Source organism: Gilliamella sp. W8145, assembly GCF_016101145.1.
GTDB lineage: Bacteria > Pseudomonadota > Gammaproteobacteria > Enterobacterales > Orbaceae > Gilliamella > Gilliamella apis_A.
Genome location: NZ_JACFRC010000001.1, coordinates 153,730 through 174,587, shown reverse-complemented (window position 1 = coordinate 174,587; position 20,858 = coordinate 153,730). Strand labels below are relative to the sequence as shown.

Below are 20,858 nucleotides of genomic sequence, written 5' to 3'. Positions count from 1 at the left end.
ATCCCTCACTTTTTGACTAACAATAAAACAACAAAATATAGTGAAATTATAGCAAAACTGATGAATAAATAAGTATTGCTTAACTTATCCATTATAAAGGCTATAACCGCTGGTGCAACTAAACTACCAAGAGTATTAGTTAATAACATCGCTTGATTCATTGATACAATTTCTTGTTTGCGTACACACGAACAAGCCCACGCCATAGATATTGGATAAATGGTATAAATGGTTGAACCTAATAAAATAATGGCTAATACGCCACAAACATTAAATATCAGCAAGCTACAAGCAAACATCATTAAGATTGATTCGACCAGTAGCACTATACGCCTTCCAAACTTGTCAGCACACCAGTTGGCAGGCATTTGAGCAATAACACCTGAAAGTATCAGCAATACCATCCAATTTGCTACTTGATTATCAGTATAACCTAAGTGAGAGTAGTAAGCAGGCATTAGTGAATAAAGTGATCCAATTAACATACCAGCAATAGCACAACCAATTAAACCAACTCGAGAAGGTTTGTATAATATCATTGGCATAATATTGAAACTGCTTTTTTTCTTTTTTGGCAATTTATAGTGGGTTAGCAATACAAATAAGATAGCTAATCCCATTAGTACGGCAATCACTAAGCCAAAATAGAGTACGTCTTGCGGAAAATATTGTAGCAATGCTTGTCCTAATACAGTACCTAAGTAATAGGTAGTCAAATATACAGCAAGCATTTTCCCTCGTGTGCGTACTGTACCTGTGACTAAAATACAACTTTCGATCACAACCCATGTGACAGCACAGGCAATACCAATAAAAAATCGCCATATTGCCCAACTGTAAAAATCCATAGAGAAACTTAAACCAATTGTCGCAATCGCAAAAATGATGCAACTGTAGGTATAAGTAAATCTGGCGTTAAATCGGCTAATAAACCAATTTGCCATAATCGTACCAAGCAAGTTACCTGTGAAATAACTTGAACCAACTAAACCTATTTGTCCAAGCGAAAAATCTTCACGGACTAGCCAAAGCGGCACTTGCGTATTGAGTGCCGATAAGGCAATGGTAACAAATAATAAACTTGTTAATAAAATAGGAAATGAATACGAATGTTTCATAGTTTTATTGTTTATAAGTAGTTTTATTATCTATAAAGCGTTTGCCACTTTATAAAAAGTTATCCACGTCAATTTCACCTGTCGAGCCCATAAATCGAATTTCTGGCGATAGGTGCACCGAGAACTTTTGTAATACTGCATCTTTGATATAACGCGCTAACGCAACTACATCTTGCGCTGTAGCATTATCTTTATTGACTAATACCAGAGCTTGTTGTTGATGAACTGCTGCACCACCAATTTGATAACCTTTTAGACCACACTGATCAATTAACCAACCAGCAGCTAATTTTATTTGATTATCTATTTGAAGATATATAGGCATTGATGGGTATTTTTCAAGTAGTTTATCAGCAAGTTTTTTATCTACCACGGGATTTTTAAAAAAGCTACCACCGTTACCGAGTACTTTTGGGTCTGGCAATTTACTACGACGAATCTCACATACTTTGTCGAAGATCATTTGGGCTGTAACATTCTGCGGATCGAAATTTTTTAATTCCCCATAAGTTAGCACTGGGGTCCACTGTTTTGGTAATTTAATTCCTACATAGACAACCGCATAACCTTCGGCGTATTTTTGTTTAAAAATACTTTCACGATAACCATATTGACCATCAGTAATGCGAATAATTTGACCAGTCGCAAATTCAAGCAATTCAACATAATCTGCTACTTTTTCAAATTCAACACCATAAGCACCAATATTTTGGATTGGTGCAGAACCAACACATCCAGGAATCAGAGCTAAGTTTTCAAGTCCAGAAATATTTTGGTTAATAGTTTGAGAAACAATATCATGCCAATATTCACCGGCACCAACTTTTAAATGCCAGTGTGTTTGCGTTTCAGTAATAGTTAATCCTTTGATTCGATTAACAATGATTGTGCCAGCAAAATTTTCGGTAAATAACGTATTACTACCTTGCCCAATCATCATGATTGGCTGATTATTGGGGTTGTTTTTCCAAACTTGCATTAGTTGTTCAACTGTTGTGATAGTTTCAACTTGTTTAGCATAAACATCTAAGGCAAAAGTGTTAGGAATTTTTTGATTCATTAATAATGACCTTTTATAAAAACAGACTTTTAATTTTGTTTAAACCAATCTTATTTGGCATTTTTATGAATTATTCCATTTGTTTGATTAGTTTTAGCGTTTAAAAACATCAAATTAATGGCTTTATCAATTGCATATATGATATAGCTTCTTTATGCAATTGTATTTACTCTTCATTTAGTTACTATTTTAGCACAATGCAAAACGATCTTTTATTTATTAAAATTTTTTTACAGATCTTAATGAGTTACTTGAGCAAAAAAGTGCCAAAAGATTAAGCAAATAATCAAGTAATGTAGATCGATCTCTTTTTTGTTTTTTTTTATCATGTATTATAGTCAGCCAAGCGATCTTTTTTATAAATTGAGTTAAAATCTATTTTACTCAAACTAATGGTAAACGTTATTATTAAAAGGTTTTTAAAAAGCTGATAAATCAGTCATTGATCCTATTTTCTAAAGATCATGGCTTTAGATGGCTTAATAATTTAGAATTGTTGCTATATTTAAAAAGTAGTTGAGATTTAGAGGAAAATATGAAAAGAGTTTTTATTATGATCCTCGATTCCTTCGGGATCGGTGGTGCAGAAGATGCAAAAAAATATGGTGATGAAGGTTCTAATACATTAGGTCATATTGCCGAAGCTTGTGCTTTAGGTAAAGCTGATAACGGCCGTCATGGACCATTAAGTTTACCAAACTTAGGAAAGTTAGGTTTAATTGAAGCTGCCTACGAATCAACTGGTTCATACCCAAAAGGAATGGCTACTGAAGGTAATGTTATTGGTGCTTATGGCTATGCCAGTGAAATTTCATCAGGTAAAGACACACCATCAGGTCACTGGGAAATCGCTGGTGTTCCTGTGCTATTTGATTGGGGATATTTTACTAATACTACTAATAGCTTTCCGCAAGAATTATTAGATAATATCGTTATACGCGCCAAGTTGCCTGGTTATCTTGGCGATTGTCATTCATCAGGTACAGTGATTCTCGATGAACTTGGCCTTGAACATATGGCTACTGGTAAACCTATCTTTTATACTTCCGCTGATTCTGTGTTTCAAATCGCCTGCCATGAAGAAACTTTCGGTTTAGATAAGCTTTATGAAGTGTGTGAAATTGCTCGTGATGAACTTAATAAAGGCGATTATAACATTGGCCGAGTTATTGCTCGACCATTTTTAGGTAATAAACCAGGTGAATTCGTGCGTACTGGTAATCGTCATGATTTAGCTGTTGAACCACCAGCACCGACGATGATTAAAAAATTGGTTGATGAAAAACAAGGTAACGTTGTGTCAATCGGTAAAATTGCTGATATTTACGCCGAGGTAGGTATCACAAAGAAAGTGAAAGCAACTGGCATTGAAGCACTATTTAATGCTTCACTTGATGAAATTAAACAAGCTAAAGACAACACTATTGTATTTACCAATTTTGTTGATTTTGACTCATCATACGGCCACAGACGTGACGTTGCTGGTTATGCTGCAGCATTAGAATATTTTGACCGTCGTTTACCTGAAATGTTAGAACTGATTCAACCTGGTGATCTATTAATTATTAGTGCCGATCATGGTTGTGATCCTACTTGGCAGGGAACAGATCATACTCGTGAACATATTCCTGTTTTAGTTTATGGTGATAGTGTTCCTGCTGGGTCATTAGGTCATCGAAAAACATTTGCTGATATCGGGCAAAGTGTTGCGGATTATTTTGATTTATCACCGATGGATTATGGTGAGTCATTTATTCGCAAATAGTAAACTGTTTTTTTGTTAGTGTAGTAACGTATTTTAGACATAAATCAGGAGAGTTAAATGCCTACCCCACATATTAACGCCGCCGATGACGCTTTCGCTCAAACGGTTTTGATGCCCGGCGATCCATTACGCGCTAAGTTTATTGCCGAAACTTTTTTAGAGAATGCTAAAGAAGTAACCAATGTTAGAGGAATGCTAGGTTTTACCGGTGACTATAAAGGTAAGAAAATTTCTGTTATGGGGCATGGTATGGGCATTCCATCCTGTTCTATATACACAACCGAACTGATTAAATTTTATGGTGTTAAAAACATCATTCGTATCGGTTCCTGTGGCGCCATCAGCCCCGCTGTCAATCTTGGTGATGTGGTTATTGGTATGGGTGCCTGTACTGATTCAAAAGTCAATCGGTTACGTTTTAAAGATCATGATTTTGCTGCGATTGCTGATTTCGGTTTAATTTGTAATGCAGTTAATGCTGCTAAACAATTAAATGTTAATGTGAAAGTGGGTAATCTTTTTTCTGCTGATCTATTTTATAGCGTCGAGCCAGATCTTTTCGATATCATGGAAAAATACAATATTTTAGGTGTCGAAATGGAGGCCGCTGGTATTTATGGTGTAGCAGCAGAATACGGAGCTAAAGCATTAGCGATCTGTACTGTTTCAGATCATATTCGCAAAGGCGAAGCTATGTCATCTGAACAGCGCCAGCTGGGTTTTAAAGAGATGATTACAGTCGCTTTAGAATCGGTATTAGTTAATTCATAATAAATAATGGCAGAATATCTGCCATTTTTTTTGGTTACTCAAAAAAGAGGAGCCAATAGTTTTAACATTGACGTTATTATTAACGGTAAATGTTGTTGAGCGTTATAACTAGGTTATTAATAGTAATAACATAATTTTATCTTTATTCATTAATTTTTATCTAATAGGTTAGAAAGATCTCATTTAATAAGGAATCGAAATGAATACCAAGCTACAACTGAAAGTTATATTATTCTTACAATTTTTTATCTGGGGGAGTTGGCTAATTACCTTAGGCTCCTATATGATGATTAAATTAAAATTTACTGGTATTGAAGTTGGCGCCGTATATGGCACCATGGGTATTGCTTCAGTATTTATGCCTAGTCTGCTTGGTATCGTAGCTGATAGATGGATACCTGCTAATCGCTTATATGTGTTATGCCATTTGGTTGGCGCAGTAACCTTATTTATCGCTGCATCTATCACATCGCCATTTTTAATGATGATTGTGATGCTTATCCATTGCCTTGCATTTATGCCAACTATTGCCATTTCTAATTCAATTTCTTACTCTTGTTTAGAATCACAAGGACTAGACGTTATCGAACAGTTCCCTGCTATTCGAATCTTCGGCACTATCGGCTTTATCGTAGCAATGTGGATGGTTAGTTTTATGCAATTAGAACTCAGTAATATGCAACTTTATATTGCAGCTGGTAGTTCAGTTTTATTAAGTCTCTATTCATTAACCTTACCTTTAATTGAAGTTGCAAAAAATGATGGCAAAGAAAAGTCTATTGTAAGTTCATTAGGTTTAGATGCATTTGTATTATTAAAACAACCTAGATTGGCTATCTTCTTTTTATTTGCTGTATTATTAGGTGGGATTTTACAAATTACTAATACTTTTGGTAATCCGTTTCTACATGACTTCGACAAAGTACCAGAATATGCTGATAGCTTAGTGGTTAAATTCCCATCAGTGTTATTATCTATTTCACAAATTTCGGAAGTTGTATTTATCTTATTTGTACCATTTTTTATGAAAAAACTTGGTATTAAATATGTCATGTTAATCAGTATGCTGGCATGGGTTGCTCGTTTTGGTTTATTTGCTTATGGCGATCCATCACCATTCGGCTTTGTGCTGTTACTGTTATCGATGATCGTTTATGGTTGTGCCTTTGATTTCTATAATATTTCTGGCTCAATGTATGTTGAAAAAACAGTATCACCTAACATCCGTAACAGTGCTCAAGGTTTATTTATGACAATGACTAACGGTATTGGTGCTTATTTAGGTTCAATGATTAGTGGTATTGTTGTTGATCACTATACTTCAGAAGCGGGTATTGATTGGCATAATGTATGGCTTGTCTTTGCAGGTTATTCATTAGTGCTTGCAATTATTTTTGTTTTCATTTTCCAAAATGATACCGCTCAGCAAAAAACAGAAACCATTAGCAGTTAACTAAAATAAAATTCAAGTCAAAGAACCTTCTTTGACTTGAAATATTCAATTAATATTATAGTAAATAGTTGAATCAGATTATTCGTTAATAACTTGATAACATCAACAATTAGGCAACCGTTAAATAGTTGCCTAATTCTTAACTAGGCTAAAATGTTACCAGCCTCACAGAAATTTGATAAGTCACACAAAATGTATGGAAAATAAGTGTCTTATCAAGGTAGAATAAAACGCTTGTAAATAGGGCTTCAATTCGGCTTTTATTACTTAAATCAATTACCGAAATATGACTATTACAAGTGCCCTATAAGCATAATTGAACAGATTAGAACTAGATGAATAAACAAATAATCCCAAAAGTTATACTTCATGAGCATGTAGAAGGCAGTATTACTCCCTTTATGGCTAAAAAACTAGCCGATAAAAATCATTTACCTTTTCCTGATTCATTGTGTTATCAAATCGGCGATTATAATGAGATCGAGTATAAAAATGGTCGATATAATTATGATGAATCTGACTTTGTTTCATTTATCCAAACCTATGATACTGTTTCTAACTTTGTTAAAAGTCCTGACGATTATTACCTAATTACCTATGATTTTTTAAGTAGAAATGCTAAACAAGGGTTAATTTATTGCGAATTATTTTTGTCACCTTATCATATTTGTGCAATAGAAAACCAAGGTAAAGTTGTTTGGGATCAAGCAAGATTTCAACAAACACTAAATCAAATGGATAAAGCAATCATAGATGTTCAAAAAGAGCATAATATAACCGTACGATATCATGTTATTGGTGTACGCCATCTTGGCGCCGATGTAGTATACGATACATTGCAATTTATCGAAAATAATCCGCATCCATTTATTACTGGATTTAATATTGCAGGTAATGAAAAAGCTGGGCATTTTGATGATTTTGAAAAAGCTCATCAACTTGCTGAAAAATTAAATTTAAAAAAATCCTACCATGCAGGTGAAATTGATTCGGCTGAAAGTATTATTCAAGCCTTAAAACATGGTGCAAATCGAATCGGACACGGTATCGCGGCAATTGAAGATGATAGCTTGATTAAACAATTAGTTGATAATGAAATCACGTTAGAAATAGCTCTTACCAGTAATCGTATTTTAGTCAATAATTTACATGGTGATATTCATAATCACCCAATTCGACAACTTTATGATAAAGGGGTAAGAATTACCCTTAATACCGATGATGCTGGTATTTTTGGTACCGATATCGAAAAAGAGTATCAGCTAGCCGAGCAAGCGTTTCATTTTTCACGTTTGGAATTATTTGATATTACCCTTTGTGGAATTGATGCCGCATTTGTTGAGTCTAACGAAAAATCACGTTTACTCAAGGAGGTTCTATCTTGTTTTAACGACAATGATAAGCAATCTTTACAACAAGCAATTAATGCTAAGCAGTATCATCCGGCTATTATTGCCAGATTAAAAAAATACCAAGATTTATTATTACAACATGTTAATGGATAACCATATCAGAAAAATAGGAAATAAATATGAATAAAACTCGATTAACCCTAAGCCTACTGACCCTATTAATTTCTGGAACACTGCAAGCTGCAACGGTTGATTTAAGAATTATTGAAACGACTGATCTGCACGGCAATATGATGAATTACGATTATTTTAAAGATCAGTATATTGATACCTTTGGTTTAGCTAAAACAGCCAATTTAATTCATCAAGCGAGGGAAGAGGTAAAAAATAGCGTATTAGTTGATAATGGTGATCTGATTCAAGGCAGTCCAATGGCTGACTATGCGCTTAATAAAGGACTAAATAAAGGTGATATTCATCCAGTTTACAAAGCCCTTAATACCCTTGATTATGTTGTTGGTAATATTGGTAATCATGAATTTAATTTTGGTTTGGATTTTTTACAAAAAAGTCTAGCAGGGGCAAATTTTCCTTATGTTAATGCCAATGTTTATGATGCAAAGAGCAATAAGCCTTTCTTTAAGCAATATATTATTTTAGATAAAAAAGTGGTTGATAGAGAGGGTAAGCAACACTCTATAAAAATTGGTTATATTGGGTTTGTACCACCACAAATTATGCAATGGGATAAACTTAATTTGGAAGGTAAAGTGATAGTTAAAGATATCACTGAAACCGCCAAAAAATTAGTACCAGAAATGAAAGAGCAAGGCGCTGATATCATCGTTGCTATTCCTCACTCCGGTGTTTCTGCGGAACCTTATAAAGCATTAGCTGAAAACTCTGTTTATTATTTAACTCAAGTTGAAGGTATTAATGCCATTATGTTTGGTCATTCTCATGGCGTATTCCCAAGTGAGGATTTTAAATCGCTACCTAATACCGATATTAATACCGGAAATATTAACCATATTCCTGCAGTGATGCCCGGACAATGGGGAAGCCATTTAGGGGTAGTCGATTTAGTGATTGAGGGAGACAAATCTAACTGGAAAGTAGTTTCTGGTAAATCACAAGCCCGCCCTATCTTCGATAGTAAAAATAAAAAAGCACTAGTTGATGCAGATAAAAATATAACCAAGGTATTAAAAGATGATCATGAAGGTACCCGTGAATTTGTTGGTAAGCCAATTGGTAAGGTATCAACGGATATCAATAGTTATTTAGCCTTAATCGAAGATACATCTGCTTTACAGATTATTAGCGATGCCCAAATTGATTATGTAAAACAATTTGTTCAAGGTGATCCTGATCTAGATGGGTTACCAATTTTATCGGCTATTGCACCATTTAAAGCTGGCGGTCGCAAAAATGATCCTACAGCTTATGTTGATGTGAAAAAAGGTGATTTAACATTTAGGAATGCAGCCGATATCTATCTTTATCCTAATATTTTATCTGCCGTAAAAATTACTGGAAAAGAGGTTAAAGAGTGGTTGGAATGTTCGGCTGGTGTTTATAATCAAATTGACATCAATTCCTCAAAACCACAATATTTGATTAATTGGGATAAATTTAGAACTTATAATTTTGATACTATCGATGGAGTAAGTTATGAAATTGATATCACTAAACCAGCTCGTTACGATGGTAGTTGTCAATTAATTAATCCTGAATCAGAACGTATTATAAACTTAACCTATCAACAAAAAACAATTGATCCAAATCAAGCATTTTTAATTGCTACTAACAACTATCGTGCTTATACCGGTGCATTCCCTGGTACAGGTGGTAAAAATGTTAAATTTAATTCACCTGATGATTTAAGAGTTATTCTTTCAGCTTACATTACTAATTACACTAAAAAACAGGGACAAGTTGATGTAACTGTTGATAATAACTGGCGAATTGCACCAATTACCAGCCAAACTAAATTGGATATTCGTTTCGAATCATCACCAACTGATGAAGCTAAAACCTATATCGAAACATATTCATTGTATCCAACTAAGTTTGTTGAAAAAGATAATTTAGGCTTTGGTGTCTATCAACTTAATTTACAAGCACCAATAAATTTACAATCTAAAAAACAATAACATCTTGATGATGACAAGGATTATGACTATGCAAATTGAATAATTAATCGAACTAGCAAAAATAGCTCACTTTAAGGCTTATGTACCCTATCCTAAATTTCAAGTAGGTACGGTATTAATAATCGAAGATGACGAAGCAATTTTAGGTTGTAACATTGAAAATGCTTCCAATGGAATTGCTAACTATGCTGAAATAACAGCGATTTTTAAGGCAGTAGCAAAAGGAAAGAAAAAATCCGAAAAATTGTTGTGATTGATGATACTGAAGGGCCAATCTCAATTTATGTTGCTTGTCGTAAAGTAATTAGTGAGTTTTGTGCTAAAGATATGCCAGTGATTTTGATCAATATACAAGGGAAAATCCAAGAAACCACTGTTGGTGAATTGTTGCCTTGGTGTTTTTCACAATGTGATTTAGATTAATTTTATTGTTGAACAATATAATTTAACATATTGAAAAAGAAAAATAGCGATTGATGATAGTTAACCAAGATTAGCTCGCTCATCAGTCCAAATTTTGGATGAGAAGAATATAATACTAATTTGCTTTATTAATATTAAGAGAGAAGTGTAATGAGATTTGTAGATATTATTGAAAAAAAACGTGATGGTAATGCTTTAACAACCGAAGAGATTCAATTTTTTATAACTAACTATACCAATGGTTCTATTCCTGATTATCAAGTCAGTGCCTTACTTATGGCGATTTATTATCAAGGCATGACATCAAAAGAGTGTGCTGATTTAACTAGAGCGATGATGTATTCAGGTGATACCGTTGATCTATCATCAATTAAAGGCATTAAAGTTGATAAACATTCAACCGGTGGTGTGGGTGATACAACTACTTTAGTGTTAGCACCATTAGTTGCTGCATTAGATATTCCAGTAGCTAAAATGTCAGGTCGTGGATTAGGCCATACTGGTGGAACGACTGATAAATTTGAAACAGTACCGGGTTTTAAAATTGAATTAGATAAACAAGAATTTATTGATCAAGTTAATCAAAAAGGTGTCGCTGTTATTGGTCAATCCGGCAACCTAACCCCTGCCGATAAAAAACTTTATTCATTACGTGACGTAACAGGTACGGTTAACTCTATTCCTCTTATTGCTAGCTCAATTATGAGTAAAAAACTCGCAGCTGGTGCAGATGCTATTGTTTTAGACGTTAAAACAGGTGACGGTGCTTTAATGAAGACCATGGAAGACTCAGAAAAATTAGCTCATGAAATGGTTAATATTGGTAATCAAATTGGTCGTAGAACCATGGCGATTATCTCTGATATGTCTCAACCTTTAGGTTATGCGATTGGTAATGCGTTAGAAGTTAAAGAAGCCATAGATACATTAAACGGCCATGGTCCTGCTGATTTAACTGAACTGGTATTAACACTTGGCAGTCAAATGGTGGTGTTAGCGAATAAAGCTGAAACACTAGATGAAGCAAGAAAAAAACTACAAGAAGTGATTAAAAATGGTAAGGCCATTGAAAAATTCAAAACATTAATTGAAGCTCAAGGTGGTGATAGTTCAGTGGTTGATCATCCGGAGAAATTAGCTAATGCGCCTTACCAAATTGATCTACCAGCGCAAAAAGCAGGTTATGTATCACGCATTATTGCTGACCAAATTGGTATTGCAGCGATGCAACTGGGTGCAGGTCGAGCAACTAAAGAAGATGTTATCGATCCTGCTGTTGGTATCGTACTACATAAAAAAGTAGGTGATAAAGTTGAAGTAGGTGAAACACTGTTAACTATTCACGCAAGTAGTGATCGTATTGATACAATAAAACAAAAACTATATGACAATATTACTATTAGTGATAGCGCTGAACAGCCACAATTAATTTTTAAAGTAATTACGGAATAGCTTTAATAAATACGGATTCAGGAGACATCATGCATCGTTTAAAATTAAACAAAAAACTGTCACTACTTGTTATTTTAAGTTTGTTTTCAGTCAATTCATTCGCAGCTGTTGCTACCAAACAGTCTACGGCACCTGCTTGGGAAAAAGACAAGTCCTATTCTTTTACTATTTTACATACTAACGATCATCATGGCCGTTTTTGGCAAAATGATATTGGTGAATATGGGTTAGCAGCACAAAAAACAGTTGTTGACCAAATAAGAAAAGAAGTAGCAGAAAAAGGCGGAAAATTACTTCTGCTTTCTGGCGGAGACATTAATACTGGTGTTCCTGAATCCGATGTGTTACAAGCAAAGCCCGATTTTATTGGTATGAATGAAATTGGCTATGATGCAATGGCAGTAGGTAATCACGAATTTGATCATCCGTTAGCGATTATTCGTGAACAACAAAAATGGGCTCATTTTCCATTTTTATCAGCAAATACTTACTTCAAAAATACCGATAATCGTGTTTTTGATGCCTATAAAATATTTGATTTAAATGGTATTAAAGTTGCAGTATTTGGTTTAACTACTGATGACACTATTTTCCTTGCTTCGCCTAAAAATACCGATGGTGTTGAATTTCGTAAAACACTACCAGAAGCGGAAAAAGTCATTAGCCAAATTAAAAGCAATGAACGTCCAGATATGATTATTGCGGTTACTCATATGGGGCATTATGAAAATGGTGAGCATGGTTCAATGGCTCCAGGTGATGTTGAACTAGCCCGAGGATTAAAAGCTGGTGAATTAGATATGATCGTCGGTGGCCACTCACAAAACCCAGTATGTATGGCTAGTCCTAACAAACGTATTACCGAATATGTCCCAGGAACACCTTGTGCTCCAGATCAACAAAATGGTACGTGGATTGTTCAAGCTCATGAATGGGGGAAATATGTTGGTCGTGCTGACTTCGTATTCTTAAATGGTAAAATTAGCCTCAAAAATTATCAGTTAATTCCAATTAATTTGAAAAAAGAAGTTGATAACGGTAACGATACCAAACGTCTTGAATATTACACCAGTGAAATCGAACAGAATAAAAAACTGTTGGAAACACTAAAACCTTATCAAGAACAAGGTAAACAACAATTACTCATTAAAAGCGGTGAGTTAACCGGTCGTTTAGAGGGCGATCGTAACGTAGTTAGATATCAACAAAGTAATATGGGACAATTATTACTTAGCGCCTTTATTGAAAAGACAAATGCCGATATTGGTATTATGTCCGGAGGTATGATCCGTGACTCACTTATAGAAGGCGATATTACTTATCGTGATATTTTGAAAGTTGAACCATTTGGTAATAGTGTTGTTTACTTTGAATTAACGGGTAATGAATTAATCGATTATCTTAAGGTTGCATTAGGTAAAAAACCGGGTTCGGGTGGTTATACTCATTTAAAAAATATTAGCCTAACTAAAACTGGCGATACTATCAGCGACATTAAAATTAATAATGAACCAATTGATTTGCAAAAATCATATCGAATCGCAACATTAGACTTTTTAGCCGCTGGAGGAGATGGTTACCCTATCGTCAACAACTCGCCAACTTATGTAGATACAGGTTATCGAGATGCGGACGCAGTAAAACAATATTTTGAAGCGCATTCACCAATTAATGCAGCCGATTATCAACCGTCTAATTTTATTTTAGAAAAATAATTTCACGTTTTAAAACAGAAATATAAAAACTAATGGCACTGATAATCATAATTCTCAGTGCTAATAACTAAATGATTAGTCATAAAGATTTAATCTTTGCTTTCAGCATATAGGTAATATAGAGGTATTTATGAACATGACAGAATTTCAAAAAAATTGTTACGATATAGTGACCGATGCCAATTTGTCACCCAAACAAAAAGCGAACCTTCTCGCATTAGCCGCAGAAAATAATTTACCTTATGTTGATTTAGATAGTGAAACGCAAAATGCGCTCAATGAACGGGTAATTTGTGATATGTACGAAGGACATGCACCGTATAAACCTCGTTATGTGTTACCTGATTATGCAAAATTTCTTAAACAAGGATCTGAATACTTAGAACTCGAACCAGCAAAAACCTTTGATGATGCATTAAATATGCTCACTATTGCTTATCATCACGTACCTTCGGTCACCGGTATGCCGGTTTATTTAGGCTGTTTAGATCAAGTGTTACTTCCTTATGTTGGTGATTTGACAGAAGAAGAACTTTATCCACGATTAAAGCGTTTTTGGATTATGCTAGATCGCAATCTTCCTGATGCATTTATGCATGCCAATATTGGGCCAACCGATAATGTGATCTGTCGGGTAATTTTACGTGTTGATCGCGAACTTAAACAAGTTGCCCCTAATTTAACTTTTATTTATGATGAAGATATCACACCAGAATCTTTACTAAATACCGCAATTGGAAACATTTGTGAAACAGCAAAACCACATATTGCTAATAATATGATGATTAAAAAAGATTTTGATGAAAAAGGTTATGGTGTTGTGAGTTGTTATAACTCTCTTCCTGTGGCTGGTGGTGGTAGCACTTTATCAAGAATCAATTTAAAAGAGGTTGCGTTAAAAAGTAGAAGTATCACCGACTTTTTACAAAATACTTTACCTTATTATTGTCAATTGCAATTAAATTTGATCAAAGCAAGATCGGAATTCCTTTATGAAAAATCTAATTTCTTCCAAAATAGTTTTTTAGTGAAGGAAGGATTAATTGACGCTACCCGATTTGCACCAATGTTCGGTATTTATGCCATGGCTGAAGCAGTCAATATTTTACAAGAAAAATCTAACTTAACCGGACGTTATGGTGTTGACGAAGATGCGAATGAATTAGCAACAACCATTTCTAAACAGCTAGCTGACTTTATTGACAGCCATACAATTAAGCATGCTTGGAAAGGTAAAGCAATGTTACATGCTCAATCTGGCATCAGTTCAGATAGAGGCGCTACGCCAGGTTTACGTATTCCTTATGGTCATGAACCAGATCCAGTAACCCATATTATGGCATTATTCAAACACCATAAATATTATGCCTCTGGCATTAGTGATATTTTAACCATTGATGAAACGATTAAAAATAACCCATTAGCCTTAGTACAGATTTGTAAGGCGGCATTTAAATTTGGTTTTCGTGAATTTACCGCTAATATCAGTGGCAATGATCTGGTCCGTGTAACTGGCTATATGGTGAGATTGTCAGATATCAAAAAATATAAACAAGAAGGTTCACGAATTAATACCACATTTTTAGGTAGTGAAGCAGCCGAAGATACCGATAACAATAGTTACTTATGCCGAACACCTCGAGTAATTAGTCATGAACAAGTCATGGGCAATCGTTAATAAACTTTTACCCTTTTCTTGTGTTGACGGACCGGGAAACCGGTTAGTCATTTTTTTACAAGGTTGTAATTTTAAATGTTTAAATTGCCATAATCCTTACACCATTTCACGGTGTAAGAATTGTGGTGATTGCGTTACTACCTGTCCACATCAAGCATTAACATTTATCAATAACAAAGTGATTTGGCAATCTTCAAATTGCCAGCAATGTGATACCTGTATTAATACTTGTAGTTATCAATCCACACCAATGACCTATAACTACAATGTTGAAGATATTCTACTCGAAATTCGTAAATACTTACCTTTTCTAAATGGCATTACAATTAGCGGTGGTGAAGCGACATTACAATTACCTTTTATTGAAAAATTATTTCGAGTAATTAAACAAGCAGATGATTTAAAACACCTGACTTGTTTTATTGATAGTAATGGTTACTTAGCTGAAACTGGCTGGCAAAAAGTTGAAAAGGTTATGGACGGTGCGATGATCGATCTAAAAGCTTGGGATACTCAAGTTCATAAAAAACTCACAGGTCGGGATAATGATCGCGTCAAACAGACCATTGAATATCTAGCCAAAATAGAAAAACTATATGAAGTCAGATTTTTAGTGATTCCCGAGCATACTGATTTGCAAAACAGTGCTAAACAACTTGCTAATTTTCTAATAACACTCAATCCAGAAATTAAAGTCAGAATAAATGCATTCCACAATCACGGCGTACATGGCGTAGCCAAAACATGGCCATTGGCAACACAACAGCAAATCGAATCTTTTGCTGCTGAATTAAAACATTATGGATTGCAGAATATTACTTTGCCGAGTGTTTATTTATAATATCTTTATAGTCACATTAATTATAAGGTCGGATTATTTACAGGTACTTGCTAACCGGTAATTGTGATGGTAGTCATATTGCAAATGCAAAAATAATTATCTTTAATCAATACGAAACGACTGATAAGCATAATTATCCTTCCTGACAAAATAAACTTGCTGAAAGTTGGTAATATTTTTTACCAACTTTAGCAAATCATCAATTTTAATTAATATTTGGTACACATTGTATAGGCATTATCTGGTTCGACAATGACATTACCCTCAGAATTTCCTACACTATAGCGATGGATAAATCCATCGGAGTCAACCACAGAAGTCAATTCATTGGTGAAATAAAAATCATAATTAAATAATTTTTCGTAATCAGAATCACTGATACCAGCCATCATATCGCGCAAGTCACCATTTATTGGCGCATAATAGAAAATTTTACCCCACTCTCCCATTAAACTATTGCCAATAGCACGTTTATATCCATTTCCTTGGAGATACCATTCGGTATTAGTGTTATTATCATAAGCAAGAGGTGAATTAGTTAGTTCTGCTCTCGTTGGTAAGCGGTCACCACTGTTTCGGCATAAGGTTTCCGCATTATTGAAAGAGATGAAGCCAAGATTGCCTTTATGTACATAAAACCAATGTTGTATCGAGAATTGATAGAAGAAGGTTGCGTTTGTTTGCGTGTTGGTAAGTTGAATTACAAATTTATCTCCTTTACTAGGAACATTATTAGTAAAGATAAATTCACTTTTTGAGTCTGCAACCGAACTGCGTGGTACATTTTTTAGGGATGAATTTGGATTTTTAAGTATTTTGTATGTATATTGTGATATCGAATTAACTGGCACAATTCTGAAGCGAGCATATGGAAATGCAGTGCTTGGGAAATGATTACCGGAAGCATCAACAGCCGAGGCTATAAAACCAGTACCTTTAACAAATTGATTTGGATCATAAGGATCGGCTCGATTAACAACGTTACTCCCCCACCATGCATTATTATTGCCTTCCGGCCAGCCAGTTGGATAAAGGGTGTTAACTGCTAAAACGCCAGGTCTTATAAAACAAATACCATCGTTAGCTTTTACGGTAAATATTTTGGAAACTTCTTTAGGCTGAGATTCAGTTGGAACACCATACTGAGTTTTAGCAGAAATACTAAAAGTAAGCTTTAGTGTTGAATCACCTTTATAAGTAGATGAATTGCAAATATTACTACCTAATGGAGCGGTTGAATCAGAAGGAATTATATTATTATTACTATCACGCCATTCAGCTGTTACACTCTCCACTTTAAAATTATTGCTACTTCCCAAATAATCACCATCAATATCAATAATATCATCATTAGTCACAGTCGAAAAATCAACATCAAATGAATACATACTTGGTGAAGTATTAAAAGCAACAGATATTTGCTTAGATGAACCAGGGGTTATAACTAAAGGATCACTGTTTGGTACATTTAATTTTACTTTAATACCATTAAGCGCTTTTGTGCCGCCTGACTCTGAAATCTCCGGCGCATTACCATGAATATACATTTGCGTAGTCACGGATAATGATAAAATTGCAAATAGATTATTGGAAAAAATCAATAACATTAATAGCAATAATCTCTTTTTGAAAAATAATCTCAAAGAAATTTTTTTTAAAACAACAGTACAATTATTCATCGCTACTCCTCTACTCATAAACTTCTCCGCCTATCCGAATAAGATTATTGATTTGAAGCATTAGTGAATTAACAATTTTTATAAGTTGTTCAAAAATTGTTACCCGTTAATATCAGAGCTAAGACAATTAAAATCGTTATTTTTCTAACAGAAATTCATCCATATCTAATATACGGCTCGAACAAAATAATTTGACTACAACAATTTGTTTGTTGTTTAAGACTTAAATCGTAACATCCTAAATTTTAAAACTTGTAAAATAAGAACATCAGACAAAATTTGGAAAAGCTAAAAAGGTAAGACTCAATAAAGAAACTGAATTTGAAAACAGTTACTAATTAATTCAAATTCAGTAGTAGCATTATTATATATGATTATACTTTGATAAGGGAATAGTAAAAAAAATTATTTTCCGTTTATTAATACTAATTCATTGAAGAATTTAAAAGTAATGATATTAATTAAGTTATATCTCAATAATCAAAAAGGGGATAATTCCCCTCTTTTTAATTTGATATATAATTACTTGCCTTTTTTAAATGCGGCAGCAAATGCATTACCCATAGCACTGTTAGTCAGCGTTGCAGCAGATTGATTTTTATTAGATACCTTATTGTTAGCCGATCTGCTACTATCTTGTTTCGGCGTAGCTGCATCATCTAAACGCATTGATAAAGCAATACGTTTTCGGGCAATATCAACTTCTATTACTTTCACTTTAACAATATCGCCTGCTTTTACAATGCTTCGCGGATCATCAACAAATCGATCTGATAATGCTGAAATATGAACTAGACCATCTTGATGCACACCGATATCAACAAAAGCACCAAAATTTGTCACATTAGTTACAGACCCTTCCATAACCATACCGATTTTTAGGTCTTCCATTGTTTCAATGTTATCGGCAAATTGCGCTGTTTTAAATTCAGGCCTTGGATCTCGTCCTGGTTTATCTAATTCTTTAATAATATCAGTTACTGTCGGCACACCAAAATGGCCATCAACATAATCGATAGCTTTTAGTGATTTAAGATAATTCGAATCACCTAAAATGTCTTTTAAGGCTTTATGATTTTTTTCTAAAATCCTTTCAACAACAGGATAGGCCTCCGGATGAACCGCTGATGCATCAAGCGGATTTGCACCTTCCATAATTCTTAAAAAACCGGCACATTGTTCAAAAGCTTTGGGACCTAATCGTGACACTTTTAATAATTGTTTTCTATCAGTAAATTGACCATTTTGGTTACGCCAATCGACAATATTTTGGGCGATCACTTTATTAAGGCCAGCAATACGAGCAAGTAACATCATAGAGGCTGTATTTAAGTTAACCCCTACCGCATTTACCCCATCTTCAACTACTGCATCAAGTTTTTTAGCTAATTGAGTTTGACTTACATCATGTTGATATTGACCAACACCTATCGATTTTGGATCAATTTTCACTAATTCAGCTAATGGATCTTGTAAGCGTCGAGCGATTGAAACGGCTCCCCGAATTGAGACATCTAAATCAGGAAACTCTTGTGCCGCAAGTTCTGAAGCCGAATAAACAGATGCACCAGCTTCACTTACAATCACTTTTTGGCCTTTGACTTCTGGATATTTCTTTTGTACATCAAGATAAAAACGTTCTGTCTCTCGTGAAGCCGTACCATTACCGATTGCGACAAGTTCAACTTGATATTTTATACATAACGCCGCAACAACCATTGCCGCTTTATCCGCCTGACCGGTATGTGGATAAATAGTTTCGGTAGCAACTAATTTTCCTGTTCCATCAACAACAGCAATTTTAACACCGGTACGTAAACCCGGATCCATACCCATGGTAACTTTCATACCAGCCGGTGCGGCCATTAACATATCATGAAGGTTAGCCGCAAAAACGTTGATAGCTTCTTCCTCAGCTCTTTCTCGCAGCGTAGTCATAAGTTCAGTTTCCATATGCATTAAGATTTTAATGCGCCATGTCCAGTTGATCACTGCTTTTCGCCACTTATCAGCTGGCTGATCGTTGAAGCGCACACCTAAATGTTCAGTAACAATCTGCTCGCAATAACTCTCTTTAGGTGCTTCTTCAAACTGTGGATCAGCATTTAATGATAACTGTAAAAATCCTTCATTTCGACCACGGAACATCGCTAAAGCTCGATGTGATGGTACTTTGGAAATAAGTTCACTTTGGGCAAAATAATCTCTAAATTTAGCACCCTCTTCTTCTTTACCAGTAATAACTTGAGAAACAAGGTGGGCATTATTCCAAAGATAATGACGAACTTTAGCTAGTAAAGCTGCGTCTTCGGCAAAGCGCTCCATTAAAATATAACGAGCACCATCTAATGCTGATTTAGTATCAGCTACACCTTTTTCTGGATCAATATATTTTTCAGCTTCTGCTTCTGGATTGAGATCCGGGCGTTGCCATAAATCATCAGCAAGTGGTTCAAGACCTGCTTCGATTGCAATTTGCCCACGAGTACGACGTTTTGGTTTATAAGGGAGATAGAGATCTTCTAATTCGGTCTTACTAAGGGTATTGGTAATTTTTTGACTTAATTCAGAGGTTAATTTACCTTGTTCCTCAATTGATTTTAAAATCGTTAGTTTACGATCTTCAAGTTCTCGCAAATAACTTAAACGACTATCTAAAGTACGTAACTGGGTATCATCTAATCCTCCCGTTACCTCTTTACGATACCGAGCAATAAATGGCACGGTGCTTCCATCGTCTAATAATTGAATGGCTGCTAAAACTTGTTCTGGTTTTACGGTTAATTCACCCGCTATAATATGGCTAATTTGATTATTTATCATGGTATCTCTGTATATCTTGTCGATTAACGGAATTTATATTCATCATGCAAAAAGCTAATTATATAACAAGAGAAGGCTACTTGGCACTCGATCGTGAGTTGAAATATTTATGGAAAGAAGAAAGACCTAAAGTAACTCAGGCAGTATCTGATGCCGCAGCACTCGGTGATCGTAGTGAAAATGCCGAATACATTTATGGAAAAAGAAGGTTACGCGAAATTGATAGACGAGTTCGTTTTCTAACTAAACGTTTAGAGACGCTAACCATCGTTGATCCAGATCCACGTCAAGAAGGTAAGGTTTTTTTTGGCGCATGGGTAAAACTTGAAGATGAATCTGGAGAATTACATATTTATCGTATTGTTGGTGCTGATGAATTTGATCCGAAAAAAAATTGGATATCAATTAATAGTCCTGTTGCTAGAGCCTTAATAGGTCATAAAATTGATGATGAAATATCAGTTTTAACACCAAATGGTAAAACATATTATGTTATTGTTGATATCAGTTATCAAAAAATAAGATGATTAAGCAAACCAAAATAATTTACCATATTATTCTCCCACTATAAG

13 protein-coding genes and 2 pseudogenes are annotated in these 20,858 nt (G+C 34.6%); 11 read left to right on the top strand and 4 right to left on the bottom strand.

What is annotated here, in order from left to right; translation table 11 throughout:
• Positions 1–5: 5 nt before the first annotated feature.
• Positions 6–1,118, bottom strand: coding sequence for an MFS transporter (locus tag H3T80_RS00775; RefSeq protein ID WP_198199217.1), 1,113 nt, complete (start codon positions 1,116–1,118; stop codon positions 6–8).
• Positions 1,119–1,167: 49 nt separating this feature from the next.
• The gene (murB, locus tag H3T80_RS00770; RefSeq protein ID WP_198199215.1) at positions 1,168–2,178 is read right to left on the bottom strand and encodes a UDP-N-acetylmuramate dehydrogenase; all 1,011 of its coding nucleotides are present in this window, start codon (positions 2,176–2,178) and stop codon (positions 1,168–1,170) included.
• Positions 2,179–2,713: 535 nt separating this feature from the next.
• Here murB and H3T80_RS00765 point away from each other — a divergent pair.
• From H3T80_RS00765 to H3T80_RS00720, 10 genes and pseudogenes are all read left to right on the top strand, one after another.
• Positions 2,714–3,943 carry a phosphopentomutase gene (locus H3T80_RS00765; RefSeq protein WP_198199207.1) on the top strand — a complete coding sequence of 410 codons (1,230 nt, stop codon included), beginning with the start codon at positions 2,714–2,716 and terminating at the stop codon, positions 3,941–3,943.
• 57 nt (positions 3,944–4,000) lie between these two features.
• Positions 4,001–4,714 carry a purine-nucleoside phosphorylase gene (gene deoD / locus H3T80_RS00760; protein ID WP_110448263.1) on the top strand — a complete coding sequence of 238 codons (714 nt, stop codon included), beginning with the start codon at positions 4,001–4,003 and terminating at the stop codon, positions 4,712–4,714.
• A gap of 199 nt (positions 4,715–4,913) precedes the next feature.
• Positions 4,914–6,167, top strand: coding sequence for a nucleoside permease (locus tag H3T80_RS00755; RefSeq protein ID WP_110448264.1), 1,254 nt, complete (start codon positions 4,914–4,916; stop codon positions 6,165–6,167).
• A 335-nt stretch (positions 6,168–6,502) separates the two neighbouring features.
• Complete coding sequence (add, locus tag H3T80_RS00750; protein WP_198199205.1) at positions 6,503–7,672, top strand: adenosine deaminase; 1,170 nt, start codon at positions 6,503–6,505, stop codon at positions 7,670–7,672.
• Positions 7,673–7,698: 26 nt separating this feature from the next.
• Entirely contained in the window at positions 7,699–9,675 is a 1,977-nt protein-coding gene (locus H3T80_RS00745) for a bifunctional 2',3'-cyclic-nucleotide 2'-phosphodiesterase/3'-nucleotidase (protein WP_198199203.1), read from the top strand.
• A gap of 46 nt (positions 9,676–9,721) precedes the next feature.
• Positions 9,722–10,098: pseudogene (locus tag H3T80_RS12285) on the top strand (cytidine deaminase).
• Positions 10,099–10,248: 150 nt separating this feature from the next.
• Entirely contained in the window at positions 10,249–11,550 is a 1,302-nt protein-coding gene (locus H3T80_RS00735) for a pyrimidine-nucleoside phosphorylase (RefSeq protein WP_198199201.1), read from the top strand.
• Between the two features lie 29 nt (positions 11,551–11,579).
• On the top strand, positions 11,580–13,265 hold the full coding sequence (gene ushA / locus H3T80_RS00730; protein ID WP_198199200.1) for a bifunctional UDP-sugar hydrolase/5'-nucleotidase UshA: 1,686 nt from the start codon (positions 11,580–11,582) through the stop codon (positions 13,263–13,265).
• A 130-nt stretch (positions 13,266–13,395) separates the two neighbouring features.
• Complete coding sequence (locus H3T80_RS00725) at positions 13,396–14,943, top strand: YjjI family glycine radical enzyme (RefSeq protein ID WP_198199198.1); 1,548 nt, start codon at positions 13,396–13,398, stop codon at positions 14,941–14,943.
• Positions 14,918–15,784, top strand: coding sequence for a YjjW family glycine radical enzyme activase (locus H3T80_RS00720; RefSeq protein ID WP_198199197.1), 867 nt, complete (start codon positions 14,918–14,920; stop codon positions 15,782–15,784). Before H3T80_RS00725 ends, H3T80_RS00720 begins: the two co-directional genes overlap by 26 nt.
• Positions 15,785–15,993: 209 nt before the next feature.
• Here the strand turns inward: H3T80_RS00720 and H3T80_RS00715 are convergent, their stop codons facing one another.
• Complete coding sequence (locus H3T80_RS00715) at positions 15,994–17,481, bottom strand: hypothetical protein (RefSeq protein WP_198199189.1); 1,488 nt, start codon at positions 17,479–17,481, stop codon at positions 15,994–15,996.
• 639 nt (positions 17,482–18,120) lie between these two features.
• Positions 18,121–20,286: pseudogene (locus H3T80_RS00710) on the bottom strand (Tex family protein); the annotation flags it as partial.
• A gap of 44 nt (positions 20,287–20,330) precedes the next feature.
• Here H3T80_RS00710 and greB point away from each other — a divergent pair.
• On the top strand, positions 20,331–20,813 hold the full coding sequence (greB, locus tag H3T80_RS00705; protein ID WP_110448273.1) for a transcription elongation factor GreB: 483 nt from the start codon (positions 20,331–20,333) through the stop codon (positions 20,811–20,813).
• Positions 20,814–20,858: the final 45 nt, after the last annotated feature.